Origin of the sequence: Chloracidobacterium sp. N, assembly GCF_018304765.1 — a bacterium.
GTDB lineage: Bacteria > Acidobacteriota > Blastocatellia > Chloracidobacteriales > Chloracidobacteriaceae > Chloracidobacterium > Chloracidobacterium aggregatum.
In genome coordinates this window covers 794,434-809,936 of the sequence record NZ_CP072642.1, presented here as the reverse complement: position 1 = coordinate 809,936, position 15,503 = coordinate 794,434, and the positions used below count along the sequence as shown (strand labels likewise).

Below are 15,503 nucleotides of genomic sequence, written 5' to 3'. Positions count from 1 at the left end.
GAAAGTCGGCAAGCGTAATGGCTTTGGCCGCCAGGCGTCAAGCGGCGGCCTTTGCAGACCGCCTCCCTTCGCACCCGGCTCAGATGACGGACGCCCCAGACTCAGCGCGGTGGCGCTTTCTCAGTGGATGGCTTTTCGACGGCCGGTGGCGGCGGTGGCGGCGGCTCGGCCGCGCCGGGCTTCCACCAGAAACGGGTGACATCATTGAACATCACGAACACCATCAACAACATCAGCACCGCAAAGCCGGCCTGATTGAAACGCTGCTTGAGATCATCGGTCAGCCGCCAGCCAACCCAGCCCGCCATGGCATCGAGCGCCAGCAGGAAAATGTGGCCCCCATCCAGGACAGGAATAGGCAGCAGATTGAAAATCCCCAGGTTGAGGCTGAGCAGTCCCATGATGAAGAAAAGACCTTCCAGGCCGCCGAACTTCACGGCGTCGCCGGAAGCCTTGGCAATCCCAATGGGACCCGAAAGTGTGTCGGAGACTTTTCGTTCCCCACGGAAAATCTGCCGGAAGGCTTCACCGGTCAGCACAATGAAACGGATGTTTTCGTTGACGGCATGCTGGGCCGCCCCCAGAAGGGATTTGCGCTCGCGCGTCAGTGGCAGCGGCGGCGGCGGGACAGGGACGAATCCGATGCGGATTTCCCCGTCAATGCGCTTGGGGGTCAGCGCCAGGGTGAGGGTCTCGCCCTGGCGTTCGACCGTCAGCACCACCTGGCGATTTTCATACGCCTGGAGCGACTGCTTGAACCAGTCAAAGTTCGGGATGGGACGCCCGTCCAGCGCCAGCAACCTGTCCTGCGGTTGCAGCCCGGCCTGCGCCGCCGGCGAACCGGGCTGAACGGCAGCCACAACCGGCAGCGCCGCGGGGATGTCCTGGGGCAGCAGCCCGGCGTCGCCGACGGTGTTTCCGGCCTGCTGCCGGGCTTTCGGGATGATGGTCAACTCCAGCCGTTGTCCGCCACGCTCGATGGTCACGGGGACGGATTTGCCATCATTGATGGCCGTGTAATCGCGCACCTTGCTCCAGGTCGGAGACTCGATACCGGCAAACCTGACAATGCGATCACCGGGCTGAATGCCGGCTTCTTCCGCCGAAGAGCCAATCGGCACCGCGCCCACCACCGCCGGCTGGCTGAGATAGGCCGGCGCCTTGAAGAAAAACAGCCCGATGACAAAGGGAATCGCCAGCGCCAGAACGATATTCATGGCCGGCCCGGCCACCAGAACCAAAAACTGATGCCATTTCGGGCGCATCAGGTAGGCGTCAGGATGCCGCTGCCGGGCGGCCTCTTCTTCCGGGTCCATGCCGGTAATCTTGACGTAACCACCGAGTGGCAACAGGGAAAGCCGGTAGTCGGTTTCTTTCCACTGAAAACCGAACAGGCGTTTCCCAAAGCCGACGGAAAAAATCTCGACCTTCATGCCGAGCCACTTGGCGGCAGCAAAGTGGCCAAACTCGTGAATGACAACCGTCGTCCCCAGCACGACCAGAAATGCCGCCAGCATGACGAGGGTTTCACCCGCCAGCAGGCTGGCGCCAAACCAAAGCGCCGCGAGCACCGTGACCATAAAACGTTTGTGAACCTCCCTATCGCTTACCGGGCCGTTTGGAATGTAACATAGCCGTTCGGTACGTACCCAAACGCCTTCCGCCGCCGGGGGCAGCGCCGGTCAACCCCATGCCGGTGCTCTCCAAACAGGCGGTGTGCCAGTCACCAGCCCCCGGCCGTGAACCCCCGGCCGTGAATCCCCGGCCGTGAATCCCCGGCCGAGTGCCTGACGCAACCTTCCCGGATGGGCCTTCATCGGTGGTATTCGGGTGTATCCTTATCGAAGCCGCAGAAAGATCATGTTGCCTACCAAATCCTTCCCTGCCGGCCGGTCGTGGGTCTTGACGCTGCTCCTGTGGGCCGGTCCCGTGGTTCAGCCGGTTCCGGCTCATAACCTCGCCGGCCACTCTGGCACGGACCCGGGGGCCCTTCCGCAGGAAAAGAATCCGACGGTGGTGCAGAAGGTTCAGAAACAGGGCGATCCGGTTGAGTTTCTCCTGCCGACTCCCAATGGTTCGCCCCTCGACGCGGAACAGTTGCGGGGCAAGGCTGTTCTTCTGTGCTTCACTGCCCATGGGTCGCCCCTGATGCGACTGCTCCTGCGCCAGATGAACACCATTGCCGACAACCATCCCCAAGTGACGCTCTGCCTCGTCCTTACCAACAGCACCCAGCCTCGCGACCGGGATTTCATCAGCGACGCCGACCTGAAAACCTGGCGCGACCAGTTGCACCTGACCTACCCTGTCGCGCGGGACCCACGCGGGAACCTGCTGTTCCAGCGCCTCAACCTCTCCGTGATCCCCAGCTTTGTCCTGCTCCGCAAAGACGGCACGGTGGCCGTCAAACGCGAGGGGCTGGACCTCACCACAACCCTGGCGGAGCAGATGCGGGCGGATTTGCTGCGTGTCGTTCAACCTGACTGACCTTTGCTGCGCCATGCCCCCGCCCGGTGTGGGGAAAACTTGACGCCTTTGCCGGCACTCGCCACAGTCAAGCCACCGGGGTCGCACGGATGCTTGTGGCAGCCGTCCCCGCTGCCCAGATGAACCGGCTTGCCCTGATGAGTGCCGACGACTGATGTCCCAGCCAACCGATACCTCACCTGAACGGGAATCGCTCTGGAGCACCGTCCGTTTTTTCTGGGCGGCTCTGCGCCAGCTCGACTGGCGTGCCCGGCGGCGGTTGCTGCGCATCCTGCGGTTGGGTCTGTGGCTTCTGCTACCCTACGTCATCCGCTCACTCGCTGCGGACGGCGGAGCGTCTGCCGTCTGGTGGAGACGCGGACTCCGGCGGCTGCTGCACCGTTCCACATCCGCCCAGGCCACGGAAGCCGCCTTTCACGCCGGTCAGGCCGAACGCCTGTGCGCGGCCTTCATTGTGTTGGGTCCGACCTTTATCAAGATCGGCCAGATGCTTTCCACGCGCACGGACCTGCTCCCGTTGACCTACGCCCAGGCGCTGACTGTGCTTCAGGATGAAGTGCCGCCTTTTCCGACGGAGGTGGCCTGGCAGCGGATTACGGAAGAGCTTGGGCAACCGCCACAGGCGCTGTTTCGGCGCATCGAACCGCGTCCGCTGGCGGCCGCCAGCCTGGGGCAGGTACACCGCGCCCAACTGCCGGACGGCACGGAGGTCGTGGTCAAGATTCAGCGCCCCAACCTGGCGGACATCATCCGGCTCGATTTCCAGATTCTGCGGGTTGTGGCCGCCTACCTGGAACGCCGCCCAACCTGGCTGGCCGGCGTCAAAGGCGCGGACTGGAGCGGCATCGTCGCCGAGTTTGAGACCATGCTCGGCGAAGAAATGGACTACGAGCGCGAAATGGAAAACGCTGCCCGGTTCCGGCGCAACTTTGCCAACTGGCAGCAGGAAGTCTATCTCCCCCGCATCTACCCGGAGCTGTCGAGCCGCCACGTCATCACGATGGAATACATTGCCGGCGTCAAACCGACCGACGCCGAACGGCTGCGGGCGGCCGGCTTTGACCCGATGCAGAAGATGACCCTGCTGGTGCGCACGTACCTCAAGCAGTTGCTCGAAGACGGTTTCTTTCACGCCGATCCGCATCCGGGCAACCTGCGCATCATGGCCGACGGGCGGCTGGCGTTCTTCGACTTCGGAATGGTTGGGCGCATCACGGATGAGATGCGGATGGGCCTGCTGGATGCCTTCTTTCACATCACCGACCGCGATTTGATGGGCCTGGTCGGCGATGCCATTGCGCTGGGCTTTCTGCAACCCGGCTACGACCCGGCCGCCTTCCAGGAAGCGGCCCAGGGGATTCTGGCACAGTACAAGGGCAAAAAACTGTCCCAACTGACCTTTTCCGAACTCAATGCGACCGTTTCGAGTACGCTCTACGCCTATCCCTTCCGCATTCCCGGCAACTTCACCTTCGTGGTACGGGCCCTGATGACGCTCGAAGGCATGGGCCAGAGTCTCGACCCCAACTTTCACCTGTTCGAGGTGGCGCGCCCCCACGCCAAGGAATTCCTGCTCAAGCGCGCTACGGCTCACGTCCGCGACCAGGTGCTCGGCAGGCTGCTGCGCGGCGAGGAAGTCCGCATCGGGTGGGAAAAAATCTGGAATGTCGCCCGTCTGGCCTACCGGACCTATTTCAAACCGCGGCCGCCGGCCCTTTCTTCAGGCGCTGCCCTGCCTTCGGGGAGCGACGCCTCTCCGCCGCCTCCGGCCTGATCCCCCTCTCAGCGCCACGGCCGGTCGGCACCGCCTTCGCCGGTCAGTTGGTCTTCTGGATGGACGAACTCCGGCCGGTTGCCGTCAACCCGGCACGGTTGCCCCAAGCGTCCGTTCTGGTACAGCCATTGGACGCCCGACAGAAGAAAGCTTAGCTTGGTGTATTGGCCACGATTATCAGCAAAGGAATCATCCCGTCATCATGTCGGCACAACCCAGTCCGCAGTTTGTCAATCGGCTCATCAGCGAAACGAGTCCGTATCTTTTGCAGCATGCCCACAACCCGGTGGACTGGTATCCGTGGGGGCCGGAAGCCCTGGCCCGGGCCAAAGCTGAAGACAAGCCCATCTTGTTGAGCATCGGCTATTCGGCCTGCCACTGGTGCCACGTCATGGAGCACGAGTGTTTTGAAAATCCGTCCATTGCGGCCCTGATGAACGAGCTGTTCATCAATATCAAAGTGGACCGCGAAGAACGCCCGGACCTGGATACGGTCTATATGAACGCCGTCCAGCTTATGACCGGGCGGGGCGGCTGGCCGCTGACGGTATTTCTGACGCCGGACGGCGAACCGTTCTACGGCGGAACCTACTTCCCGCCCGAAGACCGCGGGCGGATGCCGGGCTTTCCGCGTATTCTCCGCTCAGTGGCTGACGCCTACCGTCAGCGCCGCCATGAGGTCCGGCAGAGCATCGCTGAAATCACGGCCGAACTCCAACGGATGCACACGCCGCTGGACGGCGCGCGAACGCTGTCACCGGAAATCCTCACAGATGCTTACCGCCGCCTGTCCACACGCTTCGACCATGTTCACGGCGGCTTCGGTGGCGCGCCCAAGTTTCCCAACTCGATGCTGCTCTCCTTCCTGCTCCGTTACTGGCGACTGACGGGCGAACTCCACGCGCTCGAAATGGTCGAACTCTCCCTCGACAAGATGGCCAGCGGCGGGATGTATGACCACCTGGGCGGCGGCTTTCATCGCTACTCGACGGACGACCAGTGGCTTGTCCCGCACTTTGAGAAAATGCTGTACGACAACGCCCTGCTGACGCGGACGTACCTCGAAGCCTGGCAGGCGACCGGCAAACCGCGCTACCGCCAGATCGTCGAAGAAACGCTCGACTACGTGGTGCGTGAAATGACCGCACCGACGGGCGGCTTTTACGCCACTCAGGATGCCGACAGCGAAGGTGAAGAAGGCCGGTTTTTCGTCTGGACGCCGGAGGAAATCAATGCCCTGCTCGATGAAGCCGATGCTGACCTGGTGCGCCGGTACTTTGATGTCACCGAAGAAGGCAATTTCGAGGAAACCGGCAAAACCGTGCTCAGCACGCCCCTGCCGCTCGAAACCGTTGCCCGTCTCAAGGAAGTGACACCGGAACACTTGGAACATGTGCTGGCGCGCGCGAAGCGCATCCTGTTTGAAGCCCGTGAACAGCGGGTCAAACCGGCGCGCGATGAAAAATGTCTGGCCGCGTGGAATGGACTGATGCTCTACAGCTTTGCGCGGGCGGCAGCCGTCCTGGAACGGGATGATTACCGTGCCGTAGCAGAACGCAATGCCGCGTTTGTTCTGGGCACGATGTATGTGGACGGCATCCTGTACCGGTCACACAAGGACGGACAAAACAAGTTTCCGGGCTACCAGGAAGACTACGCCTGCTATGCCGAGGGGCTTCTGGCGCTGTATGAAGCCACCGGAAACGTCAAATACTTCTGTGCGGCGCGCGAACTGACTGAGGCCATGCTGGCACAATTCGACGATCCGCAGGGCGGGGGCTTTTTCTTTACCGGCGACCGGCACGAGCAGCTCATCACGCGCGTCAAGGATGTCTTCGACAACGCTACGCCGTCGGGCAATTCGGTGGCGGTGGAGGTTCTGCTGCGCCTGGCGCTGTTGACCGGCGAGCAACGCTACCGCGAGCGGGCCGAACACATCCTGCAAACACTGTCCAGTTCCATGGCCAAGATGCCCTCTGGATTCGGGCAACTGCTGGGGGCGCTCGACTTCTATCTGGCCAGTGTCCGGGAAATCGTCATCGTCGGGCCGCCGGACGCAGCGGAGACGCGCGAGCTTCGCCGGGTTGTCGAGGAAGCCTTCCGTCCGCACCGCGTCGTGGCCCTGCTGAACCCGGAAGATGGCGACCACGCGCAGTATGTTCCGCTGGTGGCGCAGCGAACGATGCACAACGGCCAACCCACGGCTTACGTCTGCCAGAGCTTTACCTGCCAGGCCCCGGTTACAACGCCCGATGCCCTGCGCGCGCAGTTGGCCTGACGAAACAACATCGCCATTGACCAACCTTGCAGCGGCGAACCAACCACGAAACAGGTGATGATGGAGCGGATTCTCGAACCCGAAGTCATGGACACGGCGGAGGAAGCCCAGGACTACGACGCCATGGACTTCACCGAAGTCAACACGGCGTTTGCGGATGCCGTCGTGGCGCTTGGCATTCGGGCTGGCTATGTGCTGGATGTGGGCACGGGTACGGCGCGCATTCCCGTTCTCATTGCCGAACGCCTGCCGGACGTGCAGATTGCCGCCGCGGACCTGTCGGCGGAAATGCTCAAACTGGCGGCGGCCCATCTCCGGGCGGCCCGGCTCGAAGACCGCATCAGCCTGCATCTGGCTGACGCCAAAAGCCTTCCCTTTCCGGCGGCAACCTTCGATGCCGTGATTTCCAACAGCATCGTGCACCACATCCCGGAGCCGGTCACGGTCCTGCGTGAAATAGCGCGGGTGGCCAAACCGGGGGCTGCGCTGTTCATCCGGGACCTCCTGCGGCCGGCCACCCCGGAAGCAGCCGATGCTCTGGTGGCGCAGTACGCCGGGGACGAATCGCCCCGGCAGCAAAAGCTTTTCCGTGATTCGCTGGGGGCAGCGCTCACACTCGAAGAAATTGCAGCGGCGGCCGAGGCGGCCGGACTGACCGACATCACCCTTGCCCAGACCAGCGACCGCCACTGGACGCTCACCCGCCGGCCCTCACCCCAGCCGGGGATGTCTTCACGCCCGACGTAAACAAACACATAGACTTTTGCCCGGTCTGTCACTTCGATAAGCTGTCATCGCCCCCGATTTACAACACAACGCTGGTTTTCATGACGTACTTGCAGTTTCACCTTTACTTCAGCCTTCCCCTGCTGCTGGTGACGGCCTGGCTGGCGCGGGGCAGGTTTTCCCGTGTCCATGCCCGCTGGCTGGGTCTCGTCTGTGTCATTGTCTTTGTCTTCACCACCCCGTGGGACAACCATGCCGTCAAACTGGGGATATGGGACTTCCCGGAAGACAAGATTCTGTTTCGCATCTGGCGGCTGCCCATCGAGGAATACGGCTTTTTCCTGCTGCAAACCATCAGCGTTGGGCTGTTGACGGTGGCGCTGCTGCGCCCGCGCTCCAGCTCAACCGCCACGGAGAAAGCCACATGAAAACCAACTACCTGTTCCATCTGCTCGGCTGGATGCTGCCGGTTGTCATAATCCAGTGGGCCATTGGCTGGCGCATCCTGGCGCGCAATGCACGGGCGGTGTTTTTGCCGGTGGTGGTCATCGGGCTGTACTTCGTCATAGCCGATGCGCTGGCCATTGCCGAAGGTATCTGGCTGTTTGACGCCAATCAGATTCTCGGCATCCACGTGGGCGTCGTGCCACTGGAAGAAGTCATTTTCTTTTTTCTGACCAGCCTGCTCGTGTCACAGAGCCTCGTGCTGTTTCTGCCCAAAGAACTACGCGCATGATGATTCGACGGTACATTGTCTATGGGGCCGGAGCCGTTGGCAGCGTTGTCGGCGGGCTGCTCCACCGCGCTGGATATGCCGCCTGTCTGGTCGGCCGTCCGGCCCACGTGGAAGCCATCCGGGCGCGGGGACTGCGCCTGGAAACGCCGACGGAAACCCTGACGCTTGACATCCCGGCCGTTTCCCATCTCGCGGAAGCTGCGCCGGGAGAAGGCGATGTCCTGCTCCTGGGTGTCAAGGCAACCCAGACCGCCACTGCCATGGCCGATGTCGCCCGGCAGGTTCCGCCCACGACACCGGTGTTGTGCCTGCAAAACGGCATTGCCAATGAAGCCATTGTCGCCGAATACGTCACGCAGGTGTATCCCGTCCTGGTGCTGTTCAACGCCGTCCTGCCGGAACCCGGCCGCGTCGTCCTGACCATCATGGACTTTCTCGCCGTCGGGTGTTTTCCAAAAGGGACGGATGCCCTGACGGCCCAGGTGGCGGCAGACTTTACGGCCGCCGGGCTGCCCACCCGCGAGCATCCCGATGCCATGGCCGTCAAGTGGGGCAAGCTCATCGGAAACCTCAACAATGCGCTGCTGGCCGTTACGGACTGCTACTGGCAGAAAGCCTTTGCGACGCCGGAGATGCTGTCCATGATGCGCGCCGTCATGGAAGAAGGGCTGCGCGTGCTGGCTGCGGCCGGCATTTCCCCGGCTGATGTGACCGGTCGTTTCGATATTCGCGCGCAGGTCGAAGCCTTTGCCGCGCGTCAGGCCGAGTTTACCGACGTACCGCCGGAACAGCGCGGCTATCCATCCATGTGGCAGGATTTGCACTTTCGCCGTCCCGAAACCGAAGCCGAATACCTCAATGGCGAGATTGTGCGGCTTGGGGAACGGTATGGCGTTCCGACGCCCATCAACCGCGCCCTGCTGGCCGCGGTCCGGGAATCCATCGAGACGGGCAAGGGTGTTGGGCAATTCCCACTCGAACGGCTCCGGGAGCGTATCGCCCACCTGGCCGGTTCACCGGCGTCCCTTGATGTAGGGCGTGCCTAATGCCTGGGGTGGCGTCGCTTTGCCGATGAAGCCGGCCAGCACCACCATGGTGAAAATGTACGGGATGATCTGAATGAACTGCGTGGGAACGGACGATGTTCCCTGCAGGCGAATCTGCACGGCGTCCATGAAGCCAAACAGCAGGCAGGCCAGCAGGACACGCCATGGCAGCCAGTTGCCGAAAATCAACGCCGCCAGCGCAATGTAGCCACGCCCGGCGGTCATGTTGCGCGTGTAGAGCGAGTTCTGCCCAATCGAGAGATAGACTCCGCCCAACCCGGCCAGCAGCCCTGAAAGCAGGACGCCCTGCCAGCGCAGCCAGGTGACGCTGATGCCAGCCGTGGCGGCGGCTTCGGGCACTTCGCCAACGGCGCGCAACCGTAAACCGAAGGGTGTCTTGAACAGGACAAACATCGTCACCGGCACGGCGACCAGGGCAGCCACAATCGGCAGGGTGGGAAGCGTCTGGGTCTGAGCCAGGTTGGGTGTCGAACCTGTGGACTCGAACAAGGCCCCCGAAATCAACGGCGGGACGCCCAGCATGAGAATGTTGATGGCCGTGCCGGTGACAACCTGATCAGCGCGGCAGGTAATGCAGCAGAAGGCATGGAGTGCTGCCACGAACAGCCCGGCCGCCAGACCGGCCAACAACCCCAGCCATGGGCTGCCGGTCAGCGCCGTCACGGTGGCGGCAGTAAACGCGCCGGCCAGCATGATGCCTTCCAGCGCCATGTTGATGACTCCGCCCCGTTCGGCATACAGCCCACCCAAGGCGGCCAGGATGAGTGGCGTCGAGAGGCGGAGCGTCGAACCAAAGAGTGAGACCAGCAGCAGCAGGGTGTCAGACACGAAAATTGTTACCATTTCCTGTCAAAACAAAGACAGGATGACAAAAATTGACAACCGGTGAATGAAAAGAATTGTCAACTCAGCACCAGAAACCAAGGGCAACGCCGTCCGTTGGAGACATTGCAGTTCTGGCACGAAGGTTGCTCTGCTTCTTTGTCAGGAAAACAGCCATACCCAAGCTTCTAGGGAGTGTCCGTGCGGGGTCTGCCTTCAACTTCGGGTATGGCTGTCATTTTTTCAACCACAAGAGCGCGTTTTCTACTTTTTGCCTGCATCCCAGCTCAGGTCAAGCAGCAGCAGGGTCGGGCTGGTGACAGCCAGGTTGAGGGCGAAGGTAAAGTCGTTTCCGGGATTGGGTTGCTCGACAACCTGCACCGTGACCCCCTTGATTGGCTTGACCTTGACTGTGACAGGCTGGCGCGGCAGGGGTGACTGCCGGCTGGATTCAATACAGACGCCGGTTGGGTCAAAAACCTCAAAGAATGGTCCCTGCCAATAGACCCGGTAGGCGCCGGGTTCGAGCTGCCTTTTCCACTGAACCCCACCTTTCAGGGGAAGCTGCCATTCGGCCACGACGATGACATCTTCCGAACGCGGATTTTTGGGCGTGGCAATCAGCTCGGCGGTGTAATCATTGCCGGCAACCGGCATCACGGCGATACGGACCGTGACATTGGCGGAAGACTTGCCCAAGCGGAACACAGCCTCCCGCGCCGGGAGGCGGCCTTCGAGCTTGATGTCCGGCTTGATGGGGTTCTCGCTGTCAAGCAGGGCGTTTTCCACCTGATCGCGATGCAGGCGAATCCGAAAGGGGCTGGCGGTGTTCAGCTTGTAAATCAGCGAGCCGCGCAGCGGCAGGGGCGGCTCCAGCCGCAGGGAGAGTTCCTGTAACCGCTCCGTCACCTGCGGGTCATCTGGGACAACGGTTTGAAATTTCTGGTAGTCGGCATACGCCGCGCGGAAGTCCCGGCGGCGATAGGCTTCATCTGCCGACTGGCGGGCCAAGTAGCCTTCCACCTTGGTTTTGCCCGCGGACGCCGGTGCATGTTCAGGGTCGAGTTCAAGCGCGGCTTCGTATTCACTCCGGGCTTCGTTATAGCGTCCGGACTGGAAGGCGGCTTCGGCCTGCCGGGTGCGGAGCTGTGCCTCCGTGCGGCGCAGTCCCAGACGGGCATCTTCATTACCGGGTGCGATCTCCAGCACCTGCCGGTAGGTGCGCTGGGCTTCGGTCGGATCGGACTGCTCCATAGCCAACCGCAGCAGAGATGTGACCAGTGCGGCCTGCGTGGAAGCCTCGGGCGCAAGCTCCTGGGCGCGGCGGAGATAACCAATCGCCGCCTGCCAGTCTTTGGTGAGCATGGCCGCCTTGCCAAGCATCTGCAGAACCTGTCCGGCGTGTCTTTTGGCAACCGGATTGACCGGCTCAAGGGCCAGGGCTTTGTCGTACTCGGCCAGGGCCTCGACAAGTTGTGACTCCCGCTCGAACTGCATACCGACCGCCATGTGGGCGGACACTTCCCGGCGGCGCTGCAGGACTTCCGCCAGGTCACTTTTGGGACGCGCCGCTTTCCCACCCTGCTCAAAAAACATCCGGGCCGAGACGAAGTCTCCCTTGTCAAACAGCTCGTTGCCTTCCTCGAAGTAAAACTCCGCCGGACGACCGAGCGGCATGGCAACGCCCGTGGGGGTTTTGACGATGGCCGGGCGACGTGGCGGAGAGGGGCGCTTGCCCGGTGGCGTTCCAGGTGCGGACGGGTTGGCCGAGGCGGGCGGCACATCATCCGCGCGCCCGATCTGGGCTACGCTGCGGCTGCCCAGGAAAACAATGCCCCCCAGCAGAACAAACGTCCAGACCAGACCGGCCGCTGGCAGAGACGCCTGTGAACACGCAAACCACCTGGCGAAAGAACCGGGAACACGGCACTTGGCAGTGAACATAGTGGCAAGTCAAAGCGTGGTGCGGGATGAAAATCGAACGTACTTACAGCATTTCACGGCTGGCAGGTCACTGTGGCGGCTGATCCTGGGCGCAGCGGAAGCCAAGTTCACGGGCCTTGAAGTCCGACGGGACCCAGTTGCGGTAAGTCACGGTGCAGCGCCTGGTGTCTTCCGTAAACGCTCCGCCCCGAATGATTTGCAACCGTGTGCCGGGATTGAGCGGCTTGTCCCAACTCGGTGGTTTCTCGGTGCTTCCGGGGTAGAGTCGGGCTTCTGAAGCTGTCCACTCCCAGACATTGCCCGTCATGTCGAGCACCCCAAAGGGACTGGCGCCGGCCGGATACGTCCCAACCCGTACCGGCACACCAAGACCACTGGCTTTGACATTGGCACGGCTGGGATCGAAAGCATTGCCCCAAGGGAAAATCGTTGGCGTACGTCCATGGGCGGCCGCCTCCCATTCCTCTTCAGTGGGCAGGCGCTTACCGGCCCAGCGGGCATAGGCTTCGGCATCGGACAGGGTGACACCTGTGACCGGGAACAGTTCCTTGCCGGCTTCAAACCGCGCACCGACCCAGGAAGCCGGGGCTGGATGCCCGGTTGCCTCGATGAATTTCTGGTAGTCGGCGTTCGTGACTTCGGTCCGGTCAATGTAAAACGGGCGCAGTGTCACCGTATGCTGGGGTTTTTCATAGGGATCGAGAAAGTCGCCGCTGTTGCGTCCAATGAGATACTCCCCGCCTGGAATGGCAATCATGTTTTCGGGGATAACCGGCTTGGGCGGTGTCACCGGTGATTCGGTTTGGGTGGGTGGCTCGCCTCTGGTTGCCGGGGTATCTGCCGGCGTGTCCGAAGCCACCGGAGCGGAGGGCGCAGCCCACTGAAAGTAGGCAATGGCCGCCACGATCCCAATCAAAGCCACAATCGCTCCGACTGACAGCCCAACGACCAGCCAGAGCGGGAAGCCAGTACGGCGGGGAGGTGCCGCAGCCGGAGCGGTTTGGGCAAAGAGGTCAGCCGGGGGCTTGGGCGGCAGCACCGGCATCTCGGTGATCTGCCGTCCCATCGGCCGTGGTGCGCCGACAAGCGGTTCCACCGGACGGAAGGGGGTTGCCGCCACATCCGGTGGGAGCGGCACGCCTCCGGGTGGCGTCGGGTTCAACGGCGGGGTTGGCGGCGTCACCGCCGGCGTCCCACCGGCCGGTGTCCCGGTTCGGTTTGTCAACGGACCAGACGCGGGAAAACTGCCTGCCGGCGGCGGGGGGACGAGTGTTTGTGGTGTTGGTAGCGAAGCCGCCGGTGTGCCGGTTTTGGTCGCCAATGGATCAGGCACTGAAAAGCCACCTGCCGGTGGCGACAGTGGGGGTGAAGCTGATGGCGGCGGGGGTGGAGAGATGAGCGTCGGTGGAAACTGTGGGGTGGAGATGTTGGTCGCAAACAGGTCCGGGAGGGATTCCGGTCCGGCGGTCGCTCCCGGCGGCGGGGCATCCAGCCGCAGGTTGGGCGAGGAGATGTCTCCCAGAATGAAACCATCCCCGTGGTGGCTATTGTCCGGCGCCGGACCGGGTGGCGGCGCGGACTCCGGCTGCATTTCCAGGGACGGCAGGGAAACATTCGTCCGCCCCGGATCATCGGGGCCGACCGAACGCATGACAAAGGTATGCTCGATGGACGAGGGGCCGGTCAGGGGCGCTGACCCACCGGCTCCGCCCCCGGCGAAAGCGTGCCCGCAGCTTTTACAGAAACGCGCATTTGGACGGTTTTCAGTACCGCACTTTGGGCAGAACATGACGAGTTACCCATACCACCCCAAACCATACGCCTGGCATGCTCCGGGTGTTTTGTGCCTCCAAGTCGCCGTTCAGGGCAAGCTGCCCATAGCTGCCAGTCTGCCACGAAGCCAGCCAACCGGCAGCATAGTAACATTCTCAAAAAGTTCACGGCAAGAAAGCCGGTACGCCGGGGTTATCCCGTACTCCCCACCAGAATGATGTTGTCGGTGAGGCGTACCTGACCAACATACGCCGCCACGGCGAGCAGACCTTCCCCACCTTCCGCGATGGCCGTCAGCGGAGCAAGGTTCTCCATATCCACGAGGGCGATATATTCCGGGCGCACCAGTGGTTCCAGGTCAAGCACCTGCCGGACGGCTCCAATCAGGGTTTCCGCATCCCGGACCCCGTTTCGCTCAACCAATTTCTGCGCCTGCTGCAACCCCCGGTAGAGCGCCGTGGCAGCCTGACGTTCTTCCGCACTGAGCAGTGCATTGCGGGAAGAGGTCACCAGTCCATCCGGCTCACGATGTGTCGGGCAGATGAACACTTCGGTATCCATGGACAGGTCGCGCACCATCCGGCGGATGATGATGGACTGCTGGGCATCCTTCTGCCCCACCAACGTGTAGTCCGGGCGCACGATATTGATGAGCTTGTTGACGATGGTCGTCACACCGCGAAAGTAGTTGGGCTGCTGGGCTCCACACAGCCGACAGTCCAGGGTGTCTGTCGTGACATAGGTCAGCATGTCCTCCGGGTAAATTTCGTCCACACTCGGCGCAAACAAAACATCTACTCCGCGCTTGGCCATCAGCTCGGCATCACGCGCCAGGTCACGGGCCGGAACATCAAACTCCTCTCCGGCCTGAAAGTGAATCGGATTGAAAAAAATCGAAACGACCACCGCATCAGCCAGAATCTGCGCCCGGCGGATAAGACTGAGATGGCCTTCGTGGAGGGCGCTCATCGTTGGCACCAGCGCCAGTTTTTTCCGGTCCTGCTTGAGGCGCGGCGCCAAATGGCGCATTCGGGCAATGCGCGTGACGATTTCCATACCCTACACCCAAAGACGGCAGAGAAGCCATGGCTTCCCTGCCGGGGGTTGATGGCAACTCACATCTGATGGCTTTCCGGTTGCAGCACCAGCTCGTTCAGTACGCCATTGCCGGTGTGTGAGGCGGCAAAGACAATGGCGTTGGCGGCGTCTTCGACCGACAGCATTTTGTCCCGCTGGACGCGCATGGCAATGGTATCCCAGAAAGGTGAATCCACACCGCCGAAGTGTAGTAGCGTAAAGCGGATGCCGTTGCGCTTCAAGTCGAGCGCCATGGCGCGGGTCATACCGGTGACGGCAAACTTTGAGGCGCAGTATCCGGCAGCCTGCATCATCGCTGCCCGCCCCAGGATCCCTGGAATGTTGATGACGATCCCGCCACCGGTTTTCGTCATCTCCAGTGCCGCCACCTGTGTTACGTTGAAAACGCCCCGGACGTTGACAGCCAGCATCCGGTCCAGATCGGCTTCGGTCAACTCCAGAAACGGCTTGAGAATCCCAATCCCGGCGGCATTGACAACCACATCAATGCGGCCAAGCTGGCTTATGGTGGCTGCCACAAAAGCGGTCACCTGCTCGCGGTTGGTGGTATCGGTTGGCACGGCGACAACGCGCCGCCCCAGGGCGCGAATCTCTCCGGCCACGGCTTCAAGATCAGCCGCCGTCCGCGCGGCCAGCGCCACATCGGCGCCGTGCCGGGCAAACTTCAGGGCCGCAGCCCGTCCGATGCCGCGGCCGCCACCCGTGATGAGGATGACTTTCCCAGTGAAATCCATGAAAAAACTCCTGACAACAAGCGTAAAGTCCTGGCAAGGGGGTATTGGCGAGTTTAGGAAACGT

At 62.2% G+C, this 15,503-nt stretch carries 13 protein-coding genes and 1 pseudogene; 7 read left to right on the top strand and 7 right to left on the bottom strand.

Annotated elements, in window-relative coordinates; all coding sequences use genetic code 11:
• Window positions 1-101: 101 nt before the first annotated feature.
• Window positions 102-1,580, bottom strand: a complete 1,479-nt coding sequence (gene rseP, locus J8C05_RS03435; RefSeq protein ID WP_211422801.1) for an RIP metalloprotease RseP — start codon at window positions 1,578-1,580, stop codon at window positions 102-104.
• A 433-nt stretch (window positions 1,581-2,013) separates the two neighbouring features.
• Here rseP and J8C05_RS03430 point away from each other — a divergent pair, with 433 nt between their 5' ends.
• The 7 genes from J8C05_RS03430 (at window position 2,014) to J8C05_RS03400 (ending at window position 9,047) form a co-directional block, all read left to right on the top strand.
• Window positions 2,014-2,487, top strand: coding sequence for a peroxiredoxin family protein (locus J8C05_RS03430; protein WP_211422800.1), 474 nt, complete (start codon window positions 2,014-2,016; stop codon window positions 2,485-2,487).
• 154 nt (window positions 2,488-2,641) lie between these two features.
• Window positions 2,642-4,261 (top strand): ABC1 kinase family protein, encoded by a 1,620-nt coding sequence (locus tag J8C05_RS03425; RefSeq protein ID WP_211422799.1) that lies wholly within the window; start codon window positions 2,642-2,644, stop codon window positions 4,259-4,261.
• A gap of 202 nt (window positions 4,262-4,463) precedes the next feature.
• A complete protein-coding gene (locus J8C05_RS03420) occupies window positions 4,464-6,539 on the top strand; it encodes a thioredoxin domain-containing protein (RefSeq protein WP_211422798.1) in 2,076 nt (691 codons plus the stop codon).
• A gap of 57 nt (window positions 6,540-6,596) precedes the next feature.
• Window positions 6,597-7,286, top strand: a complete 690-nt coding sequence (locus J8C05_RS03415; RefSeq protein ID WP_211422797.1) for a class I SAM-dependent methyltransferase — start codon at window positions 6,597-6,599, stop codon at window positions 7,284-7,286.
• A gap of 80 nt (window positions 7,287-7,366) precedes the next feature.
• A complete protein-coding gene (locus J8C05_RS03410; RefSeq protein WP_211422796.1) occupies window positions 7,367-7,693 on the top strand; it encodes a lycopene cyclase domain-containing protein in 327 nt (108 codons plus the stop codon).
• On the top strand, window positions 7,690-8,001 hold the full coding sequence (locus tag J8C05_RS03405; protein ID WP_211422795.1) for a lycopene cyclase domain-containing protein: 312 nt from the start codon (window positions 7,690-7,692) through the stop codon (window positions 7,999-8,001). Before J8C05_RS03410 ends, J8C05_RS03405 begins: the two co-directional genes overlap by 4 nt.
• Window positions 7,998-9,047, top strand: a complete 1,050-nt coding sequence (locus J8C05_RS03400) for a ketopantoate reductase family protein (protein WP_211422794.1) — start codon at window positions 7,998-8,000, stop codon at window positions 9,045-9,047. The genes J8C05_RS03405 and J8C05_RS03400 overlap by 4 nt, the downstream gene beginning before the upstream one ends.
• Here the strand turns inward: J8C05_RS03400 and J8C05_RS03395 are convergent.
• The 6 genes and pseudogenes from J8C05_RS03395 to J8C05_RS03375 all read right to left on the bottom strand — a co-directional run bounded on the left by J8C05_RS03395 (window position 9,015) and on the right by J8C05_RS03375 (window position 15,439).
• On the bottom strand, window positions 9,015-9,896 hold the full coding sequence (locus tag J8C05_RS03395) for an ABC transporter permease (protein ID WP_459543835.1): 882 nt from the start codon (window positions 9,894-9,896) through the stop codon (window positions 9,015-9,017). The two genes, J8C05_RS03400 and J8C05_RS03395, sit on opposite strands and share 33 nt — an antisense overlap.
• A 258-nt stretch (window positions 9,897-10,154) precedes the next feature.
• Entirely contained in the window at window positions 10,155-11,834 is a 1,680-nt protein-coding gene (locus J8C05_RS03390; RefSeq protein WP_211422792.1) for a tetratricopeptide repeat protein, read from the bottom strand.
• 67 nt (window positions 11,835-11,901) lie between these two features.
• Window positions 11,902-13,485 (bottom strand): formylglycine-generating enzyme family protein, encoded by a 1,584-nt coding sequence (locus tag J8C05_RS03385; RefSeq protein ID WP_211424461.1) that lies wholly within the window; start codon window positions 13,483-13,485, stop codon window positions 11,902-11,904.
• Between the two features lie 75 nt (window positions 13,486-13,560).
• A pseudogene (locus J8C05_RS15720) lies at window positions 13,561-13,623 on the bottom strand (zinc-ribbon domain-containing protein); the annotation flags it as partial.
• Window positions 13,624-13,799: 176 nt separating this feature from the next.
• The gene (gene panC, locus J8C05_RS03380) at window positions 13,800-14,663 is read right to left on the bottom strand and encodes a pantoate--beta-alanine ligase (RefSeq protein ID WP_211422790.1); all 864 of its coding nucleotides are present in this window, start codon (window positions 14,661-14,663) and stop codon (window positions 13,800-13,802) included.
• Window positions 14,664-14,722: 59 nt separating this feature from the next.
• A complete protein-coding gene (locus tag J8C05_RS03375) occupies window positions 14,723-15,439 on the bottom strand; it encodes an SDR family oxidoreductase (RefSeq protein ID WP_211422789.1) in 717 nt (238 codons plus the stop codon).
• Window positions 15,440-15,503: the final 64 nt, after the last annotated feature.

Coding starts and splice junctions, on each gene's coding strand:
- rseP (WP_211422801.1), bottom strand. CDS start 1,580: ATGGTCACGGTGCTCGCGGCGCTTTGGTTTGGCGCCAGCCTGCTGGCG.
- J8C05_RS03425 (WP_211422799.1), top strand. CDS start 2,642: ATGTCCCAGCCAACCGATACCTCACCTGAACGGGAATCGCTCTGGAGC.
- J8C05_RS03420 (WP_211422798.1), top strand. CDS start 4,464: ATGTCGGCACAACCCAGTCCGCAGTTTGTCAATCGGCTCATCAGCGAA.
- J8C05_RS03415 (WP_211422797.1), top strand. CDS start 6,597: ATGATGGAGCGGATTCTCGAACCCGAAGTCATGGACACGGCGGAGGAA.
- J8C05_RS03410 (WP_211422796.1), top strand. CDS start 7,367: ATGACGTACTTGCAGTTTCACCTTTACTTCAGCCTTCCCCTGCTGCTG.
- J8C05_RS03405 (WP_211422795.1), top strand. CDS start 7,690: ATGAAAACCAACTACCTGTTCCATCTGCTCGGCTGGATGCTGCCGGTT.
- J8C05_RS03400 (WP_211422794.1), top strand. CDS start 7,998: ATGATGATTCGACGGTACATTGTCTATGGGGCCGGAGCCGTTGGCAGC.
- J8C05_RS03390 (WP_211422792.1), bottom strand. CDS start 11,834: ATGTTCACTGCCAAGTGCCGTGTTCCCGGTTCTTTCGCCAGGTGGTTT.
- J8C05_RS03385 (WP_211424461.1), bottom strand. CDS start 13,485: ATGCGTTCGGTCGGCCCCGATGATCCGGGGCGGACGAATGTTTCCCTG.
- panC (WP_211422790.1), bottom strand. CDS start 14,663: ATGGAAATCGTCACGCGCATTGCCCGAATGCGCCATTTGGCGCCGCGC.
- J8C05_RS03375 (WP_211422789.1), bottom strand. CDS start 15,439: ATGGATTTCACTGGGAAAGTCATCCTCATCACGGGTGGCGGCCGCGGC.